The sequence below is a fragment of the Shewanella sp. 1311 genome, from assembly GCF_059338235.1.
In genome coordinates this window covers 495,406-509,988 of sequence record NZ_CM181686.1, presented here as the reverse complement: position 1 = coordinate 509,988, position 14,583 = coordinate 495,406, and the positions used below count along the sequence as shown (strand labels likewise).

Here is a 14,583-nt window from a genome sequence, read left to right as displayed (position 1 = left end):
TTTCACTAAAATTAGCGTGCGATGAACACAAGTCAAGAGTTAAATCTAATAGCCATAAATATCTTTCGTGGTTTCAGGGACTACTTTTCCTTGAAAACCATCAAGTCTCATTTGAATTACTTGAACATGAGAAGGTAAAACAGACCTTAAAATTCGAGCTCTATCCGGAGGTATTTTGTGGCCTAAATAGACTTTGCTCACTGAATTTGGAAGCTCGTAGAACTGATCCTTACAGATAATCCTATATTCTTCTTCATAGCTCCAGTCTTGAGTCTTGACCTCAAATAAATTTCTTTGATCTCTCATGCTTTCAGAAATGTGTGTGAAAATTGGAGAAAATGGGCTGTAACTGACCTTCGTAAAGTCCTTGTTATCATCGGGTATGTCTATTTCTATGGCAATACCTTTATGTCCTGAAGCGTAGTGAGACCACAGCAAAAAACTATCAATTGAGCCAGAAAAAGCACAAATTCGCCATTCATTACGCCTGATATCAACTTGCTCATTGAATACATTACCAAAGCTAGAGTCATAATATCCTTCTAAAGGATCGTTTAAGGAGTCCCATTTAGAACACCAAACTCTATTATTAAGAATAATATCAAGTGATAACCACAGGTCATCTATCGCACGGTATTTAAATAGACGCATACTCTCTCTCAAAAACTAACAGTTTAGTTGTGATATAGGCTACGTACTTTGGAACAAATAACTTTTTGAAATCTATCTATAAATTTTTAGCCTTGGTACGTTTAAGTGTTTAACTCCAAATATTTAGTACAGACCACCAAAACACCCAACCAATAATTTTTATATTACTCATTTGTTCAGGTTGAATGAATTCATCTGGGTACTCATCATTGTTATAGCTTTTAATGCGAATACCACCACCTGGCATACGATAGAGGATTTTTACCCTTAGCATGCCATCGTGATCTATCGCATACATTCTTCCATCGATAATATTCCTCTTGCTGGTATCAACGCCGACAGTGGTGCCATCTTGCAAAACCGGTAACATACTATCACCTGAAACTGTGACACATGCTGCATATTGGGGATCGACATTGCTCTTTTTGAGGGTAGATTTAGCAAAACGAAGTTTGCAACCGCCATTTTCTTGCACAAAAGTGGAACCATTACCTGCGGCCAATTCGACTTCGCGGTAGAAAGGTAATGCGACTTCATCATCCCTTAGCGGTGTATCCCCATCCCAAAGATCAAAACCAGCGTGCCATTCTGCATTTGATTCAACAGTTGAAACGCGTGCTTGATTATCTTCTTTGCCTGAAAGAAGCCATTCAGGAGAGCAATTGAGTGCCTTACTGAGGTTTATGAGGTTCTTACCCTTTGGAGTGCTCATTCCTAGCTCCCATTGAGTAATAGAACTAGGCGTGACTTTGACAGTTTCAGCCACGTTTTTTTGCGTGAGCTTTAATTCTTTTCTTCGGCTTCTTATTCGATCGCCAATCATCTCACCTTGATAACTCATAAACTCAATTTCGCTAGTCAAATCTTGATAGTTAGATATCTTACATTTGTTTGACATTAGAATCCTTTTGTTGGTAATGTTAGAAAACTAACTTTTGAGGTGATTATGAAAACATCTGATGCTGTCGCTTTCTTCAAAACCAAGTCAAATTTGGCTAAGCAACTCGGTATTACCCACTCATCGATTTCTCAATGGGGTGAAGACGTTCCCGAACTCCGCGCTTATCAAATCGAGCGCCTAACCCACGGCGCCCTCAAAGTTAACCCCATCATTGTTTTAGATAATCCTAAGTCGGCGAGTGTGGCTTAGGTTCACTTTAGGTTGAAGGAGGTAAGTACACATGAAAACCAATTCACGTAAAAAAGATAGCCGTTTGAGTTTGTTGATGAAAACGATTCATCGGGTGTTGGAGTTACCCAAGATGACGCGCTTTGCATTGGCAATAGATTTTGTTGCGGCGGTTGAGCGCCTCGGGCTGAGTGAGGTGCTGGCGGCGGAGGGCATTAGCTTTGCCAGCAGTCAAGACGTGCACAACGATGCGCGGATCAATGCGCAAAAGCTGTTCCGTTGGCTCGGCCAGTACGAGGGTCAACATCCGCAGGCTGATCGCTTGTTTCATGTTGAGCAAGCATTGGTGGCGGCGCTGCCTGAGCATTTGCGGGTGCAGTATCTCAACGATGTATTTGGTTGCACTGGGGTGACGGTGATTGCCGACCGCATGAGTGACGGCCATGTGTTGCATGTGGCCGATATGGCAGCGTCGATCACCAAAGAGAACGCCGAGGCGCAAGTGGCGGTGATCCATTTGGGCTGTGAGCCCAAACGCGAGCAGTTAGTGGCGGCGCACCGCGAGTTAAAAGAGTCGGCGGCAACCACGCAAGCGAGCATGGCAGCGTTAGAGCTGGCGTATCCGTATTTAGCGAGTCATGGCGGCAAGGCGGCGCAATACGCGGCCGAGAAGTGACCGCGATGCCGCAATCGAACCTTAACATCAATGTTATCGCCAGTGCTAAGACCGAGTTGCATCAGCAGTTGGTCCGCTTGGGCGACATGATCGGCGACGGTTTGCACTTAGAACCCGATGGCAAATGGATTGCGAAAGAGTATGTAAAAGTGGCGCGGGCGTTAGGTTATCGGCCTAAACGCGCGAATCACAGTGCACAGATTAATGCGGTAATGCTTAAGCGGGTGGCTGATGTGCCGTGTGGCCAGTGCGGTTTGGCTTTAAAGCAAACCAAGTCGGGCTCAAAACGCGCCGTGTGTGCCAATGGGCATAAGTGGCAGTTGTTGAAATGAGTTGTTTGAATGACTTGTTGAAATAAGAGAAGGAGTGAATGACATGTTCACAAATCAGTTAAGTGATAACTGGGCGCGTAAAAAGTGCCGTTATCAAATTGCCCGCCACTGTTTGGCGACGAACGCGGGCTTGATACCTAAGTGGCTGTGAGGAGGATAAACGATGTTTGATCCTGAATGTTTAATTTGTTGTTTGGAGGGCGGCGCCGCGTGTTCGGTACATGGGCAAGTTAGCCGTGATGATGGGCCCGCCGTAACCGCGCTTACCGAAATGGAAACCGCGCAAGTGACGTTACTCGTGATGCAAGCAAGGCAGTTAATGCTTAAGGCGATGGCGCTTAAAGCTAAGTCGAACATGCCTAATAGTACTGAGCCTGACGCCAAAGATCTTAGCGCGGCAACCTCTGAACGGGCTGCGTTAAGTGGCGTGAACATGGGCAAAGATATTGCCTGTTTTCATGGGCATACCACGGCGGATTTGTTTAGACGAACGCAGGTGGGCCGAATGGTTGAGGTGTTAAGGAACTGCGATGAATTGCAGCATAGTCGCCCCGAGCGTTTGGCGGTTATCGCGACCGACATCGTGGATAAGGCGTTGCTGGGCAGTGAAAAGCAGTTGTTGCTGCCGACGGTGAGCATCGATTGGATTATGAATTATCTGCTGATGGAAGAACAACGCGCGGAGCGTTCTATTGCGCTATTGGCGGGTGATGTTGGCGCGGCTGATATGAGTGCAGCTAATGTGAATGCCGCTGATATGAGTGCAATCGCGAAAAGCCGCAACGTGCACATTAAACGGCGTGATTTTTTTAGCCAGTTGCGCAGTAACTTGGCGCAAAGGGTTTACTTGCTTGGCAGTGAAGGCGAGCGAGCGGAGGGCAACGGGGCGCATTGCAGTTGACCCGTTGCTGTAGACATAAGAAAGCCCGCTGAAGTTTTGGCGACGAACGCGGGCTTAATACCTAAGTGAGGCAATATCATGTTACTGAAGCATAGAGTTTGCGTCAATTCGAGTTTGTGGGTTGCTCCGTTTGGGGGTGACTTATGAGTATGGAATTGATGGTAAAAGCGATGAAGGCCAAGGTGGGGAATCCACTGCGCAAGCTGGTGTTAATCAAGCTGGCTGATAACGCAAACGATAATGGTGAGTGCTGGCCGAGCCATCAGCATATTGCTGACCAGTGTGAGATTGGTCATAGCACAGTGAGAAAGCACATTGCGGCCTTGGTTGATATGGGTTTTGTCACGGTTAAATATCGTAAGGGGCCTAAGGGAAATTTAACCAATATTTATACAATTTCAATCTGCTACGAGGTAGCACCCCCTGTGCTAGCAGATAGCATAGGGGTGCTACCAGATAGCAGACCCCCTCTGCCACGAGATAGCACAGGGGTGCCACCAGATAGCATAGGTATGCCACCAGATAGCAGACCCCCTGTGCCACCAGATAGCACCGGAATCAGTCACTCTTTTGAACCTATCAATGAATCTTTAAAAGATAGTTGTCCAGCAACGAGCGCTAAGTCGGTTTTCAATGCGTTTTTCAAAGCCTATCCCGCCCATCGCAAAGGCGGCTCGGATTCGGCTGCGTGGAAAGCGTGGAAGGCCGAAAAGCTAACCGACGCCGATTGTGTGTTGGCGGTGACGTGGTTGAAGGACGCTGCGGCGCTCGATACGAGTTGGGGCTTTAGCGCTAACGGCCAGTTTGTGTTGGGTATTACCAAGTTTATCCGCGAACGCCAATGGCTGACGCCGTTGCCAAGACCAATGGCAACGGCAGTTGGGCAAGTGGATTGGAGCTACGCGGTGTATGACCCAGAGGACCCCTTGATATGACTGCCAATCAAAATACGAGCATGAAATCACTGCAGACCTTGATACGCCAGCCGCTGGTTGGGCAGGGGCGTGTTAGCCAACCTGAGCCCACGGCGATGGACATGGCGATTGTGGACAGCGTGTTTAGCAAGTTGCGGGTGTTGTTTCCGGTGAGTGCGCCACGGCCTGAGGACGAAGCGACCCACAAAGCCGAGTGGCTTAAAACGTTGGCGGCGCAGGGGATTGCGAGCCGCGAGCAAGTGCAAGCGGGGCTGAATCGCGCGAGACGCGAGCAGGGCGATAGGCAGTTTTGGCCGACACCGCGCCAGTTTGCTTTGTGGTGCCAACCGACGGCCTGTGATTTAGGGCTGCCCAAGTTAGAGGCGGCGTTTAAGGAGGCTACGCGCCATTACCATCACCCTGATAAGCATACGTGGAGCCATGATGTGGTGCGCTTAGCGGTGCGCGAGACGGGCAGTTGGATGTTTGCAACAGGGCTCGAAAAGGACGTATTGATGACCTTTGAGCGCAATTACAAAGTCTTATGCAGACGTTTTAGCCGTGGCGAGTTGACCGATGTGGCGTTGCCAAAAGCACTACCCGAAACGGTGACGCGGCCGACTGAGGCGGCAAAGGCCAAATCAATTATTGCCAATTTACGAACCAACCTTGGACTTAAGGGGGCAAACGATGGCGACTAAACCACTGACCCAGCGCGAACGCTTGATGCGCATCATCACAGGTAAACGGTTTTGGACCCTGTTTGAAATCCAGCAAGAAAGCTTTAACCGCTTTGGGGTTCACGACAGTGAGACAGCCTTAAGTGCGCGGTTTCGGGATATGCCGATGAATCAGCGAGTAAAGCGCATACGCTCGGGTACCCATCACACCTTTGAATATCGGTTGGAGGGCTAGATGGCGCAGGTGATGACAGCAACAGGCGTGGAGCAAGGCAAGTTAAACGATGCAGTATTGCGCCGTTGGTTGCGGGCAGGGATAACACGGGACTTTCGGGACACGCAGTTTCCGGCAGTGCGGTTACGCGCCTCGACCGATAGACGCCAAGCCTCGGTGTATTTAGTGATGAACGAGGCGGGTAAAACCGTGTGGCAAAAGCAGGGCGTGTGGCCAGTGATGTGCTTGAAGACCTTTTTAACCGAGTTACCCAGTTTGCTCGCCAAACGCAGCATGGGACAAACGGTAATCAGCAACGAGTTTGCGACCGTCGCGCAATTGCTGGCGTGGTTTGTGAGCCATGTGGAGAGCAACCGCACCTTAAGCAACAGCTGGCGCAGTAACTGTAAATCGTTGGTGAGTAAACATCTCAGCGGCTGCTTTGGTGAGTTAGCGCTCAACGAGCTGAACTTTATCGCGGTGGACAGCTATTTAATCAAACCCATGTTGGCGCAGGGTTATTCGGCCAATTACATCAAAGCGGCGGTAAAGGTATTAAAGCGGGCGTTATCGGTTGCGGCTGATTTGCGAGTGTTAGACACCAATAGCTTGGCGGGGTATCGGGTGCAAATGAGTTTGAAGATGCCGCCTTTGGTGGGCACGCAGTTAAGCGAGTCGGATGTGGGGCCGTTATTTAGCGCCCTACGGAATGCAGCAAGACCGGTGGCGATGCTGTTTGTGCTGATGTTGATGTTCGGTACCCGCATAGGTGAAACCCGTTTAGCACGTTGGGACCACTTCGCCGGCGATTACTGGTTTATTCCCGCTGAGAATGCCAAGAACCGCCAAGAGCACCGACTACCCATGACGCCCACAGCCAAGAAGCTGATAACCCATTACGCCTACTGGCAATACACGCATGTGGGCAAGCGGGCGTTTTTGTTCCCAGGCGAAGTGGGGCCGGTGAGCATTCGTACTGCGCAGTATTGGAGTGAAACCATTCGGTTTAAGGCATTTACCTCCCACGCACTAAGAAAACTGTGCCGCACCATTATTGCGGATATGGGGGTAGATACGATGGTGGGTGAGCGGATTTTGAATCACACCTTGCCATTACTGCTGCGCACTTACGTCAACAGCACCTTAGATAAGGGCATGCTGATGGCGTTAGATGCCTACCATGCGCACTTAATCACGCTGGGGTTTGATGATGTGGCGCCCGAGATTATGCGCCAATCGACCATTGAGCCGAGTGAGCCAGACGAGCCAATGTTAGTGGGGTGGTTATGACGATGACAATTAGAACAACTAGAACAACTGGGTTATGGCCTGAGTACAGGGGGATTTATGGCTAATCGCGCTGCGGATGTATTGAAAGTAGGGCGCCGTTTACGGGGCATGACCCAAGACGAAGTGGCTGAGATTTACGGCATTAGCCGCAACACTTACCAACGTTGGGAAAATGGCCGTACTACTGCGCCCTATGACGATGTGACATCGATATGCATTGATGTGTTTAAGCTTTCCATCGAGAAGATAAATGAGGTGGCTAATGGGCTTTAGCGATGAACCCGAGCAGAGGATGAACATTAAGGCGTTGCGGCTAGGGCTGTATCGCTGGGGCCGTTATTGGGTGTACCAAGAATTGGGCAAGGGGTTTTCAAACCGCAGCGCCTGCGACCGTTTAGGTGAAGCGCTGGGCGGCGGCAACTTAAAGCACGAACTCAACGTGCCTGCCCACGTCGCCCATTTTGACCAGCTCGTTGAGCAGTTATCCATTAACTGCAAACGCGCTATTCGCGCCCATTACCTGTGTAAAGAGCAGTGGGCCTTAATGGGATTTGACAGCAAAAAGTCTTACATCTTCTGGCTAAGAAAAGCCGAAATGGCACTGCTGGATAGGATGAATTAGAAGGAACGCCCTCTTACGAGGGCTGGCGGGTTAGCCGGTTGTCCACCAAGACTGCTAACCCGTTGACTGGATTTTATCAAAGGTTCGGACAGATACCTATGCGAAATAATTCGCTATTCAAATACAAACACATTTGCCCCTTTCTGATTTAACGTAAATACTCAGTGATAATTAACACTTCCAAGCTTTAATACATTTTCTCATGTGAAACAATGAATAAAAAGGCACCCTAAAGAGGGTGTCATATGGCACTGCAAATGCACGGTTCTAAATCATTCAAATTGATCAAAATACACTTGTTCTGCAACTTCGGTTTCGTCAATCAATCGTTTCAAGACATGTTGAAGTGCGGGGTGATCTTTGAGCGCGCAAGTTTCATTAATCATGTCTATAAGATATTGAACTAGCTCCAAGGAAGTATCAGAAATCGCTATGCAGGAACGGAACCCCTGTGCTTCTTCTTCAAGCTTTAGTAAAACAGAAAGATTACAATCACTGTTCTTATCTAATGCAAGGTCTGTAAGAACACCATACAAAGAAATCGTTCTGATATAATAGGGCTCTGCTTGAGTGTTACAATGTCGGAGCCACACATCTTCATTGATAAAGGATTCCCAGTTCTTTAATTTTCCTTTAAGCAACAACATTTGCTCCTCAATTTCTTCTTTGACTTCTTCTGGAAACGAGGCTTGTTTGTTTCTGGAAACGGCATGTACTGTTGAAACTTTAATCGGTTCACTGGCAAACAAGTCTGCAAATTCATCATAGGGGCGTATCTTATACATCTTAAGGAGTGTACTGAGCTTATTGAGTACTGGTTGACACTCACCATAAAACCATGAGGCTCTTAAAGACAAGTTGTCGATCATACCTTGCTCATATTGATTTTTTAAAAGCCTATCAATCACTTCATACAGACTATCTTGGCCCACATAGCAACGATATAGATGACTAACATAAGGGTGTTTGAAAAATTCAAGACTTCCTTTACTGTATAATAATGGACCTTCTTGGACTGATCTGGCTTTCTTCCTTAGTTGAGCCGTCGCCAGTTTTGAATTGTAGTTATTGACAAGAGCCAGTATGTTGACCTCTTGCTGTAAAGATGGTGTCATCAAGCCAGTTATGAAGTAATAGCTATCTTCTTCAATACTCAAAGATGATTCAATAATACTATCGATCATCGCTTGTTCGTCTGCGTATTCTTTGGCAGTAATGTGCTCCGCTAGCTTTAAGAATAGACTGCTCCGTCTAACTTCTATATCGCTTTTGCGAAATGTGTTTAGCATTGGTAAATAGTTCTTAGTGCCATCGTGCGGACGATAGTCATGTTGAGGCCAATGGTACAATCCTTTCGTAGCAAATTTCACGAACGACAAGTGGATTGTTGAAAGCTGCTCCTCTTCGATATCCATTCTTTCATTTAGCCAGTGCTCTTCTGCATTAATCGGGTGTGCAATGGATCCTGAATAATCAGTTTGAGCATACAGCTGATTGAGAGATTTAGAAGATATTTTAAGTTTGTAATGGTAAATTAATGCCAGAATTACGTATGCAATACCGTTCTTGTTATCCATCTCGATAGATACTTCTAACGCATCTATAGCGTCATCTATTTCTCCGATAAGGTATAACTTCTCGCCAAGGTAGCGGAAGGTCTCGCTATCAGCATTACCATTACCAATCTCTTCATGTAACGAAATGATTTCGTCCCAAATACCAGTGGTATAGCTATTGCCCAAATCAGGGAGCTCATTAGGACAGCGGTTAATCAGATCGCGTAGAGAATCCTTCTTTATATCAATGGATGGATTGTTTTGCACTGCAGCAGCGAACGGTCCAAGCTGGTTTAAGCTATCTTGAGTAAGTATAAGGTGCCTATTCAACTTTCTTTTATGTTTGATAAAAGGCTCAAGAAAATCTGATTTCCGTTCATGACTTATTAATGTTCTGTAAGGAATATATTGGTGATTGCAACCTTCCTTTGCTTTGCCAAATACTGTGTTGTAAGGCAGAAGGATAGCTATATTATCAACTAATATTCGGCTTTCTTGCTTTACCAGAATTCGCTCGGGGCGACGATTGCTGCTTGGATCGTCAACTATGAAGCGGTCGAAATCCTCTTTTGTTTTTAAGATGTCTCGCACTTTATTTGACAATACTGTATGGTTTTTATAGCCGAGGCTCTTTATGAGGCTGGTGAGCGCTATAGGGGATGAGTCTGTGGATATTTCCATTTAAATCTCCTTAAAATACATGCCTGCTACCGATGATTTCAATAGACTTAGTATCAACGTAATCTATTGATTCTCCTTACGTAAGAATCATGGTTGCAAACGTAGGACTTTCCCTTTTGAGATAGAAGTAATCTATACCCCTTAGATAACTTTATCGTATAGTACTGCTCTAAAGTACGCAGCTTTCTTCTGCGTCGGAATCCATCTTTACAACGCGCAATATCTTTTGCTTTTTCTTTAATATGGTTGGGGCAAAATCCTAAAATGACGAGTTTACACATGTTCTATCCTCCAATTGAACGAGCCTTAAACCCAATTGGAGGTGCTACCAAGTTGGTAGCATAGCGTTTTTTTCTGGGATTTCATTTTATAAAGGCGCTAAATAAACTCACAGGGCTAGGCATGCCTGAAACTCAACATGCTATATGATATTTAAACAATTAAGAGGGATTTTGTGCCAAAATTCGATTTTGGAAATAAAGCCACGATCAGTTTGTTATAATCACTCATCACATACCAGATTTATATTTGCATGACATTATCTAGTGGTACGGTGAATTTGGTCACTACAGTTCTCTGTGTACTAAAGGAATTAGACAGCTCGATCAAGGTAGGCGTGAGTTGCAAGCCTAATCAATAGCTCAAGTTTACTCCGCCAGCCAAGGCCGGTTCCGTGTGACTTGCGCGTGGCGAAAGCCCCTTAGTAAAACGTTAAACCCATAGAAATTGTAATCCGAAACTCATTATTTAGAGCAAATAACCTAACATGTTTCTATACAAAAAATGAGCCTTTGAATCACTCTACACCAGACTGATCACGTCAACTGCTAAAACCCGCCTCTAGAGCACCATTTTCGGTTATCCTGGGGCGTTTTCCCTTAAAATGAATCAAATCTCTAGAGAACTGATTCACACAGATACCCCTATGTTGCAACCAAAATTAATATTGTTATTGGGGCCTGATTTCATTAGCTAGCAGACGATTTTAAAGTCGTTATGTAGCTTGGCCCAGTGAGCTTTTAAACAACATCTATATAACTACCACACCATTAACGCAGGTGTCCTTGTTTTATTTTGACTTGAAATAAGTTGTTAATCATAAGCAAAGTTTATGCAAGCGTTTCAAGTGTGGTTAAATATTGTTATCAAATGATATTTTTTGAACCAATTGTTTGCAGTCTGAGGCGTTTCCCTGTAATCAGTTAAAGGGTGATTCACAATAGAAACGCTTTGGATGCTATTGTTACCAACAACAAGGAGTTAAAATGAGAAAAAAAATTAAATTCAAAATGGGCAATAAACTTAAATTACTTAGTTTGCCTTTATCTATTTCCCTAGCTATTTGCTCATATAATGTAAGCGCAGAAGCCACGCCAGAAGAGTATAATCTGATATGTTATCAGAGTGATTGTAATTCATTGCAAAATGTAAAGAGTTTCATTAACGGCCAGCCAGATAAAACTTTCAACGATGCTGATGTTTTTTATATTTATGACGATGATGTAATTATTAACTCAACAACTTACTCAGATTATTTGATTAATGTTGATAAGTTTCGGACTATTTCAAAAAGAGATGCTGCACTTAATTGCAGTTTCGATTCAAACTATTCGTGTAGTGATTGGAAAAAAGATCCTAGTACAAGATATCTGGTTAATTATATTCAGAATGTCAAATGGAATACCGCCCCGTTAACACAAATCCAAGTGCAGTTAGATTCGTATCTAAATTCGATAGGAGCTACTATAGCTGTAGGCTCTTTATTAGCTACACCTGTTCTTGGAGTTGAATCCTTATCTGTCATTATGATCCGAATCGGTGGGCAGTATTTCGCTAAAGTTGTAGGTAATAGTGTATCTGGTGTAATTGGTACAACTATAGCTTTTGGATTAGATTTACAGACAGCATCAAAATTTTTACCAGGGGACGTGTTGATTTTCCAAAATGGTAAAGTAGTAAAAGTTATCCGCAATGGAAAAGAAATTGATATTAAAGACTTACCTTCAATCCCTACCAGTACTGGTGGGCAAAATGGTGGTGGTGGAGGCGTTGACAGTGGTGGTGGCGGCACAACTGGTGGCGGTGGAATAGTCGGCGGAGGAGGCGGTGGTGGTTGCTTCGTTAATTGTGGTTCTGTATATATAAGAGACATGAATTAATACTAATTCATAGTTATCCAAAAATACCGCCTTGGGCGGTGTTTTTGTCCCTTTAGGCTATAAAGAACACTTTTTATTAGAGTAAACCAGAGGCTATAGTGGATCACATATGTGTTGGTGTAGCAGTTATCGAATTCTTATGTTTATAAAAATAATCAATATGATAAAGTTGTTGGACATGAATCTTGATTATAATTTCAAATACAATACATTGTTAATGTAACCGTTATTTAAATAAATGTAAGTCATCAAGGTCGGTGGCTACTTAATTAAGTATCTTTAATGGATAAGTGAATTATCACCTATATAAATAAAAGGCTTTGTAATATGATGAATAAGTGCCCGCATTGTAATAAGTTGAACTTTAACAATAGGATTAATAAAAGAGTTAACAATTTCAAATGTAAAGCATGTGATAAAGTTTATTTTTCAAGATTAAATAAAATTAAATTTGTAATTTCCTCCATATTATTATGCTCTATTTTTTTTATTGAAAAAGAAACTATCAATCAATTAAACACTTCTGTATTGTGGACGTTTATAACATTTACATTAATTTCGTATTTTTCTTATTTTGTTTCAGAAGAGTATTACAAAATCGAATAGTCACCATTTTTCCTATGAATAAGTCTCTCTCAGACTGATTCATGCTCCTCGAAAAGCTCCGCTTGTGCCCCTTTTACACGATTCTGGGGCGGTTTTTTCCCTTAAGATGAATCGAATCTCTAGAGAACTGATTCACACCGATGCCCCTATGTTGCCACCGAAATCAATATTGTTATTGGGGCCTGATATCATTAGCTAGCAGAGAATTTTAAAGTCGTTATGTAGTTTGGTCCAGTGAGCTTTTAATATCGCTTTATGCTCTTCATGCATGGGGAGTTCAGCAAGTGCCTCTGGCCAAAGAGTACGGGCTTGTTGCATGGCATCCAGTAAATGAGCCTTTATTGCAGGCCATGGTAGGCCTGTTCTCGTTGCCCATGCTTGGAAGGTGGTGATATCAATGGCGTACCATAGCTTTTGTTTATTCATGTTGAGGGCAATGGCGGTTTCGCCTTCTATGTAGGGTAAGGTGCTCACAATATCGTAAGCGGGCGAGAGTATCGCATTTTGGGTATCTGGGTAGATAACACTCCAATTTTTTAAGTGGGCATCGCCGTTGGCAAGCAAGATATTGGCCAGCAACCGCCTTGCCATTTGCTGCACATCTTTTAATCCATTGTAGCTGCTCATGTATAGAGCTTTAGCTATGGCTTCGTAGTTGTATTTACCGTATTTATCATGAGCGTAAACTTCGAATATTTGGGCAAAGTCCTCTGCATGAATGCGGCCCGTATCACTGCGGTCAAAGCGCTTAATTGCATAAGCCGTTGGCTCATCTGGTAGTTTGATGTTGGGTAGATTATCCAATGCATTAAGCGAGATGAGCTCAATTTCAGGGATGTTCACTTCGATTATTTGTGCCAATTTCATTGCAGTGTATTCATTTTGCGGGACGTTGCGGTGTACTGTTGAAGGCGTCTTGATAATCCAACTATCTTGGCCTTCTTGATTGGCATTTATGTTGAATCGTCCATCGTTTCTGCTTGTCGAGAATTTCATTTGAACACCAGCAAGTGAGAACTTATTACTGGTGTGGGTGATGTCGATTAAAATAGCTTCTGTTCTTTCCCGTGGTGATAGTGCCCAGGCTGGAATATCTTCTTTTGCTATGGCTGATGCGATTAAGCCGCCGGGAAGATTGTTCCCTGCCCATGCCAATATGGGAAATTCGTCGTTCTCATGTACTTTTAGCGCGGCAGACATCCAATGCCGCAATGCGCCCTCGGGGAGCAAGTTGGACAGCACCGGTGATAATCTTTGTGTTCTGACTTGTATTTTATCGATGTAGTGGGGGTCTAGCAGCTGGGTGAGCGTTAATGTTGGTCGAAGTGCTTTTGGCATCGCGATATATTCAGGGTCAAATTTCAGAATGTTTTTACCCCCAGAATAATGGGTGAGTATCGCAATCCGTTGATGATTTAAATAAAGCGCGAGGGCCTCTACTGATTCAGCCGGTTTCATAGATTATCTTCTCTATCATCAACTGAATGTAGGACCTTATCCCAAGATGTGCCCGTCTCTGTCGTTAAGTTGTTAGGCGAGTGACGGTCAATTTCTGGTTCTAAAGTTGCTTGGTTAATGAGTGCTTTTACTGCACTTATGTGCTGTTTAGGAACGAGCATCATTTCAAGATTTAATCCTTCCAAGACTCTCAGTAATGTCGATAAGCGAGTATCACTGCCACTTTCAATTCGTTGGTATTGTTGCTGTGACATACCAATGTTCAACAGCATGTCTTTCTGACTTAGTGCTAGTTGTTCTCGGTAGTGCTTGAGTTCTGTGGCTAATTCGCTGAGGTACTTCATGGTGTTGGCTCGGTTATCTTTTACTCATAAACATCATATTAGTTGTTATTTGCTATTAATTACAACTAATACGATGTTATTTTGTATAAATACAATCAATTTGTTGTTTACGCGTATGGATACAACATATTCGTTGTATACGTGTCTTTGATGTCGTATAAGATTTTGTCATAGATGAGGCGGTGGCGCTGGTTACATTATGGCCGCGCTGGAGTATGTGATTAGGCTTGATTGCGCGCGAGAGACATTAAAGAGTCGTAATTTAACATGGGCAATGTTATTTATTTGCTAGTTTTAGGCGGTGATATTTATAGTGGGTCAATTTAGCCTGCTTACACTTCGGTGCGGCCTAGATAATCCCTAGATCTCC

The 14,583-nt window shown here is 44.2% G+C and carries 17 protein-coding genes; 11 read left to right on the top strand and 6 right to left on the bottom strand.

All coding sequences use genetic code 11. The features are described 5' to 3' along the window. Positions 1-45: 45 nt before the first annotated feature. Both AC5YB3_RS02330 and AC5YB3_RS02325 read right to left on the bottom strand, forming a co-directional pair. Positions 46-651: a DUF2971 domain-containing protein gene (locus AC5YB3_RS02330; protein ID WP_494526482.1), complete on the bottom strand. Its 606-nt coding sequence runs from the start codon at positions 649-651 to the stop codon at positions 46-48. 109 nt (positions 652-760) lie between these two features. After that, a complete protein-coding gene (locus AC5YB3_RS02325; protein WP_494527215.1) occupies positions 761-1,492 on the bottom strand; it encodes a S24 family peptidase in 732 nt (243 codons plus the stop codon). Between the two features lie 105 nt (positions 1,493-1,597). Here AC5YB3_RS02325 and AC5YB3_RS02320 point away from each other — a divergent pair, with 105 nt between their 5' ends. The 10 genes from AC5YB3_RS02320 to AC5YB3_RS02275 all read left to right on the top strand — a co-directional run bounded on the left by AC5YB3_RS02320 (position 1,598) and on the right by AC5YB3_RS02275 (position 7,409). Continuing rightward, complete coding sequence (locus AC5YB3_RS02320) at positions 1,598-1,801, top strand: Cro/CI family transcriptional regulator (RefSeq protein ID WP_012089053.1); 204 nt, start codon at positions 1,598-1,600, stop codon at positions 1,799-1,801. 31 nt (positions 1,802-1,832) lie between these two features. Then, positions 1,833-2,456 carry a toxin YdaT family protein gene (locus AC5YB3_RS02315; protein WP_494526481.1) on the top strand — a complete coding sequence of 208 codons (624 nt, stop codon included), beginning with the start codon at positions 1,833-1,835 and terminating at the stop codon, positions 2,454-2,456. A gap of 5 nt (positions 2,457-2,461) precedes the next feature. Beyond that, positions 2,462-2,788, top strand: coding sequence for a hypothetical protein (locus AC5YB3_RS02310; protein WP_006082030.1), 327 nt, complete (start codon positions 2,462-2,464; stop codon positions 2,786-2,788). Positions 2,789-2,951: 163 nt separating this feature from the next. Next, on the top strand, positions 2,952-3,689 hold the full coding sequence (locus AC5YB3_RS02305; protein WP_494526480.1) for a hypothetical protein: 738 nt from the start codon (positions 2,952-2,954) through the stop codon (positions 3,687-3,689). Between the two features lie 143 nt (positions 3,690-3,832). Next, the gene (locus AC5YB3_RS02300; protein WP_494526479.1) at positions 3,833-4,624 is read left to right on the top strand and encodes a helix-turn-helix domain-containing protein; all 792 of its coding nucleotides are present in this window, start codon (positions 3,833-3,835) and stop codon (positions 4,622-4,624) included. After that, complete coding sequence (locus AC5YB3_RS02295) at positions 4,621-5,304, top strand: replication protein P (protein ID WP_494526042.1); 684 nt, start codon at positions 4,621-4,623, stop codon at positions 5,302-5,304. Before AC5YB3_RS02300 ends, AC5YB3_RS02295 begins: the two co-directional genes overlap by 4 nt. Continuing rightward, positions 5,294-5,518 carry a hypothetical protein gene (locus AC5YB3_RS02290; RefSeq protein ID WP_006082025.1) on the top strand — a complete coding sequence of 75 codons (225 nt, stop codon included), beginning with the start codon at positions 5,294-5,296 and terminating at the stop codon, positions 5,516-5,518. Before AC5YB3_RS02295 ends, AC5YB3_RS02290 begins: the two co-directional genes overlap by 11 nt. Continuing rightward, positions 5,519-6,787, top strand: a complete 1,269-nt coding sequence (locus AC5YB3_RS02285; RefSeq protein WP_494526478.1) for a tyrosine-type recombinase/integrase — start codon at positions 5,519-5,521, stop codon at positions 6,785-6,787. A gap of 57 nt (positions 6,788-6,844) precedes the next feature. Next, positions 6,845-7,060: a helix-turn-helix transcriptional regulator gene (locus tag AC5YB3_RS02280; RefSeq protein WP_012197023.1), complete on the top strand. Its 216-nt coding sequence runs from the start codon at positions 6,845-6,847 to the stop codon at positions 7,058-7,060. Then, on the top strand, positions 7,050-7,409 hold the full coding sequence (locus AC5YB3_RS02275; protein ID WP_115334833.1) for a hypothetical protein: 360 nt from the start codon (positions 7,050-7,052) through the stop codon (positions 7,407-7,409). Before AC5YB3_RS02280 ends, AC5YB3_RS02275 begins: the two co-directional genes overlap by 11 nt. A 272-nt stretch (positions 7,410-7,681) precedes the next feature. On the opposite strand, the gene AC5YB3_RS02270 is transcribed toward AC5YB3_RS02275, so the two are convergent. Together AC5YB3_RS02270 and AC5YB3_RS02265 are read right to left on the bottom strand one after the other, a co-directional pair. After that, positions 7,682-9,646 (bottom strand): tetratricopeptide repeat protein, encoded by a 1,965-nt coding sequence (locus tag AC5YB3_RS02270; RefSeq protein WP_494526477.1) that lies wholly within the window; start codon positions 9,644-9,646, stop codon positions 7,682-7,684. A gap of 53 nt (positions 9,647-9,699) precedes the next feature. Further along, positions 9,700-9,927 (bottom strand): ParE family toxin-like protein, encoded by a 228-nt coding sequence (locus AC5YB3_RS02265; RefSeq protein WP_494526476.1) that lies wholly within the window; start codon positions 9,925-9,927, stop codon positions 9,700-9,702. 984 nt (positions 9,928-10,911) lie between these two features. Here AC5YB3_RS02265 and AC5YB3_RS02260 point away from each other — a divergent pair. Further along, the gene (locus AC5YB3_RS02260) at positions 10,912-11,805 is read left to right on the top strand and encodes a hypothetical protein (protein ID WP_494526475.1); all 894 of its coding nucleotides are present in this window, start codon (positions 10,912-10,914) and stop codon (positions 11,803-11,805) included. 801 nt (positions 11,806-12,606) lie between these two features. Here AC5YB3_RS02260 and AC5YB3_RS02255 read toward each other — a convergent pair. Together AC5YB3_RS02255 and AC5YB3_RS02250 are read right to left on the bottom strand one after the other, a co-directional pair. Next, positions 12,607-13,869, bottom strand: coding sequence for a type II toxin-antitoxin system HipA family toxin (locus AC5YB3_RS02255; protein ID WP_494526474.1), 1,263 nt, complete (start codon positions 13,867-13,869; stop codon positions 12,607-12,609). After that, positions 13,866-14,213, bottom strand: a complete 348-nt coding sequence (locus AC5YB3_RS02250; RefSeq protein WP_494526473.1) for a helix-turn-helix domain-containing protein — start codon at positions 14,211-14,213, stop codon at positions 13,866-13,868. Before AC5YB3_RS02250 ends, AC5YB3_RS02255 begins: the two co-directional genes overlap by 4 nt. Positions 14,214-14,583: the final 370 nt, after the last annotated feature.

Bases quoted from the DNA above. Each gene is read 5' to 3' on its own strand.
- AC5YB3_RS02320 (WP_012089053.1), top strand. From the start codon at position 1,598: ATGAAAACATCTGATGCTGTCGCTTTCTTCAAAACCAAGTCAAATTTG.
- AC5YB3_RS02305 (WP_494526480.1), top strand. From the start codon at position 2,952: ATGTTTGATCCTGAATGTTTAATTTGTTGTTTGGAGGGCGGCGCCGCG.
- AC5YB3_RS02255 (WP_494526474.1), bottom strand. From the start codon at position 13,869: ATGAAACCGGCTGAATCAGTAGAGGCCCTCGCGCTTTATTTAAATCAT.
- AC5YB3_RS02295 (WP_494526042.1), top strand. From the start codon at position 4,621: ATGACTGCCAATCAAAATACGAGCATGAAATCACTGCAGACCTTGATA.
- AC5YB3_RS02260 (WP_494526475.1), top strand. From the start codon at position 10,912: ATGAGAAAAAAAATTAAATTCAAAATGGGCAATAAACTTAAATTACTT.
- AC5YB3_RS02325 (WP_494527215.1), bottom strand. From the start codon at position 1,492: ATGAGTTATCAAGGTGAGATGATTGGCGATCGAATAAGAAGCCGAAGA.
- AC5YB3_RS02275 (WP_115334833.1), top strand. From the start codon at position 7,050: ATGGGCTTTAGCGATGAACCCGAGCAGAGGATGAACATTAAGGCGTTG.
- AC5YB3_RS02285 (WP_494526478.1), top strand. From the start codon at position 5,519: ATGGCGCAGGTGATGACAGCAACAGGCGTGGAGCAAGGCAAGTTAAAC.
- AC5YB3_RS02265 (WP_494526476.1), bottom strand. From the start codon at position 9,927: ATGTGTAAACTCGTCATTTTAGGATTTTGCCCCAACCATATTAAAGAA.
- AC5YB3_RS02330 (WP_494526482.1), bottom strand. From the start codon at position 651: ATGCGTCTATTTAAATACCGTGCGATAGATGACCTGTGGTTATCACTT.
- AC5YB3_RS02250 (WP_494526473.1), bottom strand. From the start codon at position 14,213: ATGAAGTACCTCAGCGAATTAGCCACAGAACTCAAGCACTACCGAGAA.
- AC5YB3_RS02315 (WP_494526481.1), top strand. From the start codon at position 1,833: ATGAAAACCAATTCACGTAAAAAAGATAGCCGTTTGAGTTTGTTGATG.
- AC5YB3_RS02280 (WP_012197023.1), top strand. From the start codon at position 6,845: ATGGCTAATCGCGCTGCGGATGTATTGAAAGTAGGGCGCCGTTTACGG.
- AC5YB3_RS02300 (WP_494526479.1), top strand. From the start codon at position 3,833: ATGAGTATGGAATTGATGGTAAAAGCGATGAAGGCCAAGGTGGGGAAT.
- AC5YB3_RS02270 (WP_494526477.1), bottom strand. From the start codon at position 9,646: ATGGAAATATCCACAGACTCATCCCCTATAGCGCTCACCAGCCTCATA.
- AC5YB3_RS02290 (WP_006082025.1), top strand. From the start codon at position 5,294: ATGGCGACTAAACCACTGACCCAGCGCGAACGCTTGATGCGCATCATC.
- AC5YB3_RS02310 (WP_006082030.1), top strand. From the start codon at position 2,462: ATGCCGCAATCGAACCTTAACATCAATGTTATCGCCAGTGCTAAGACC.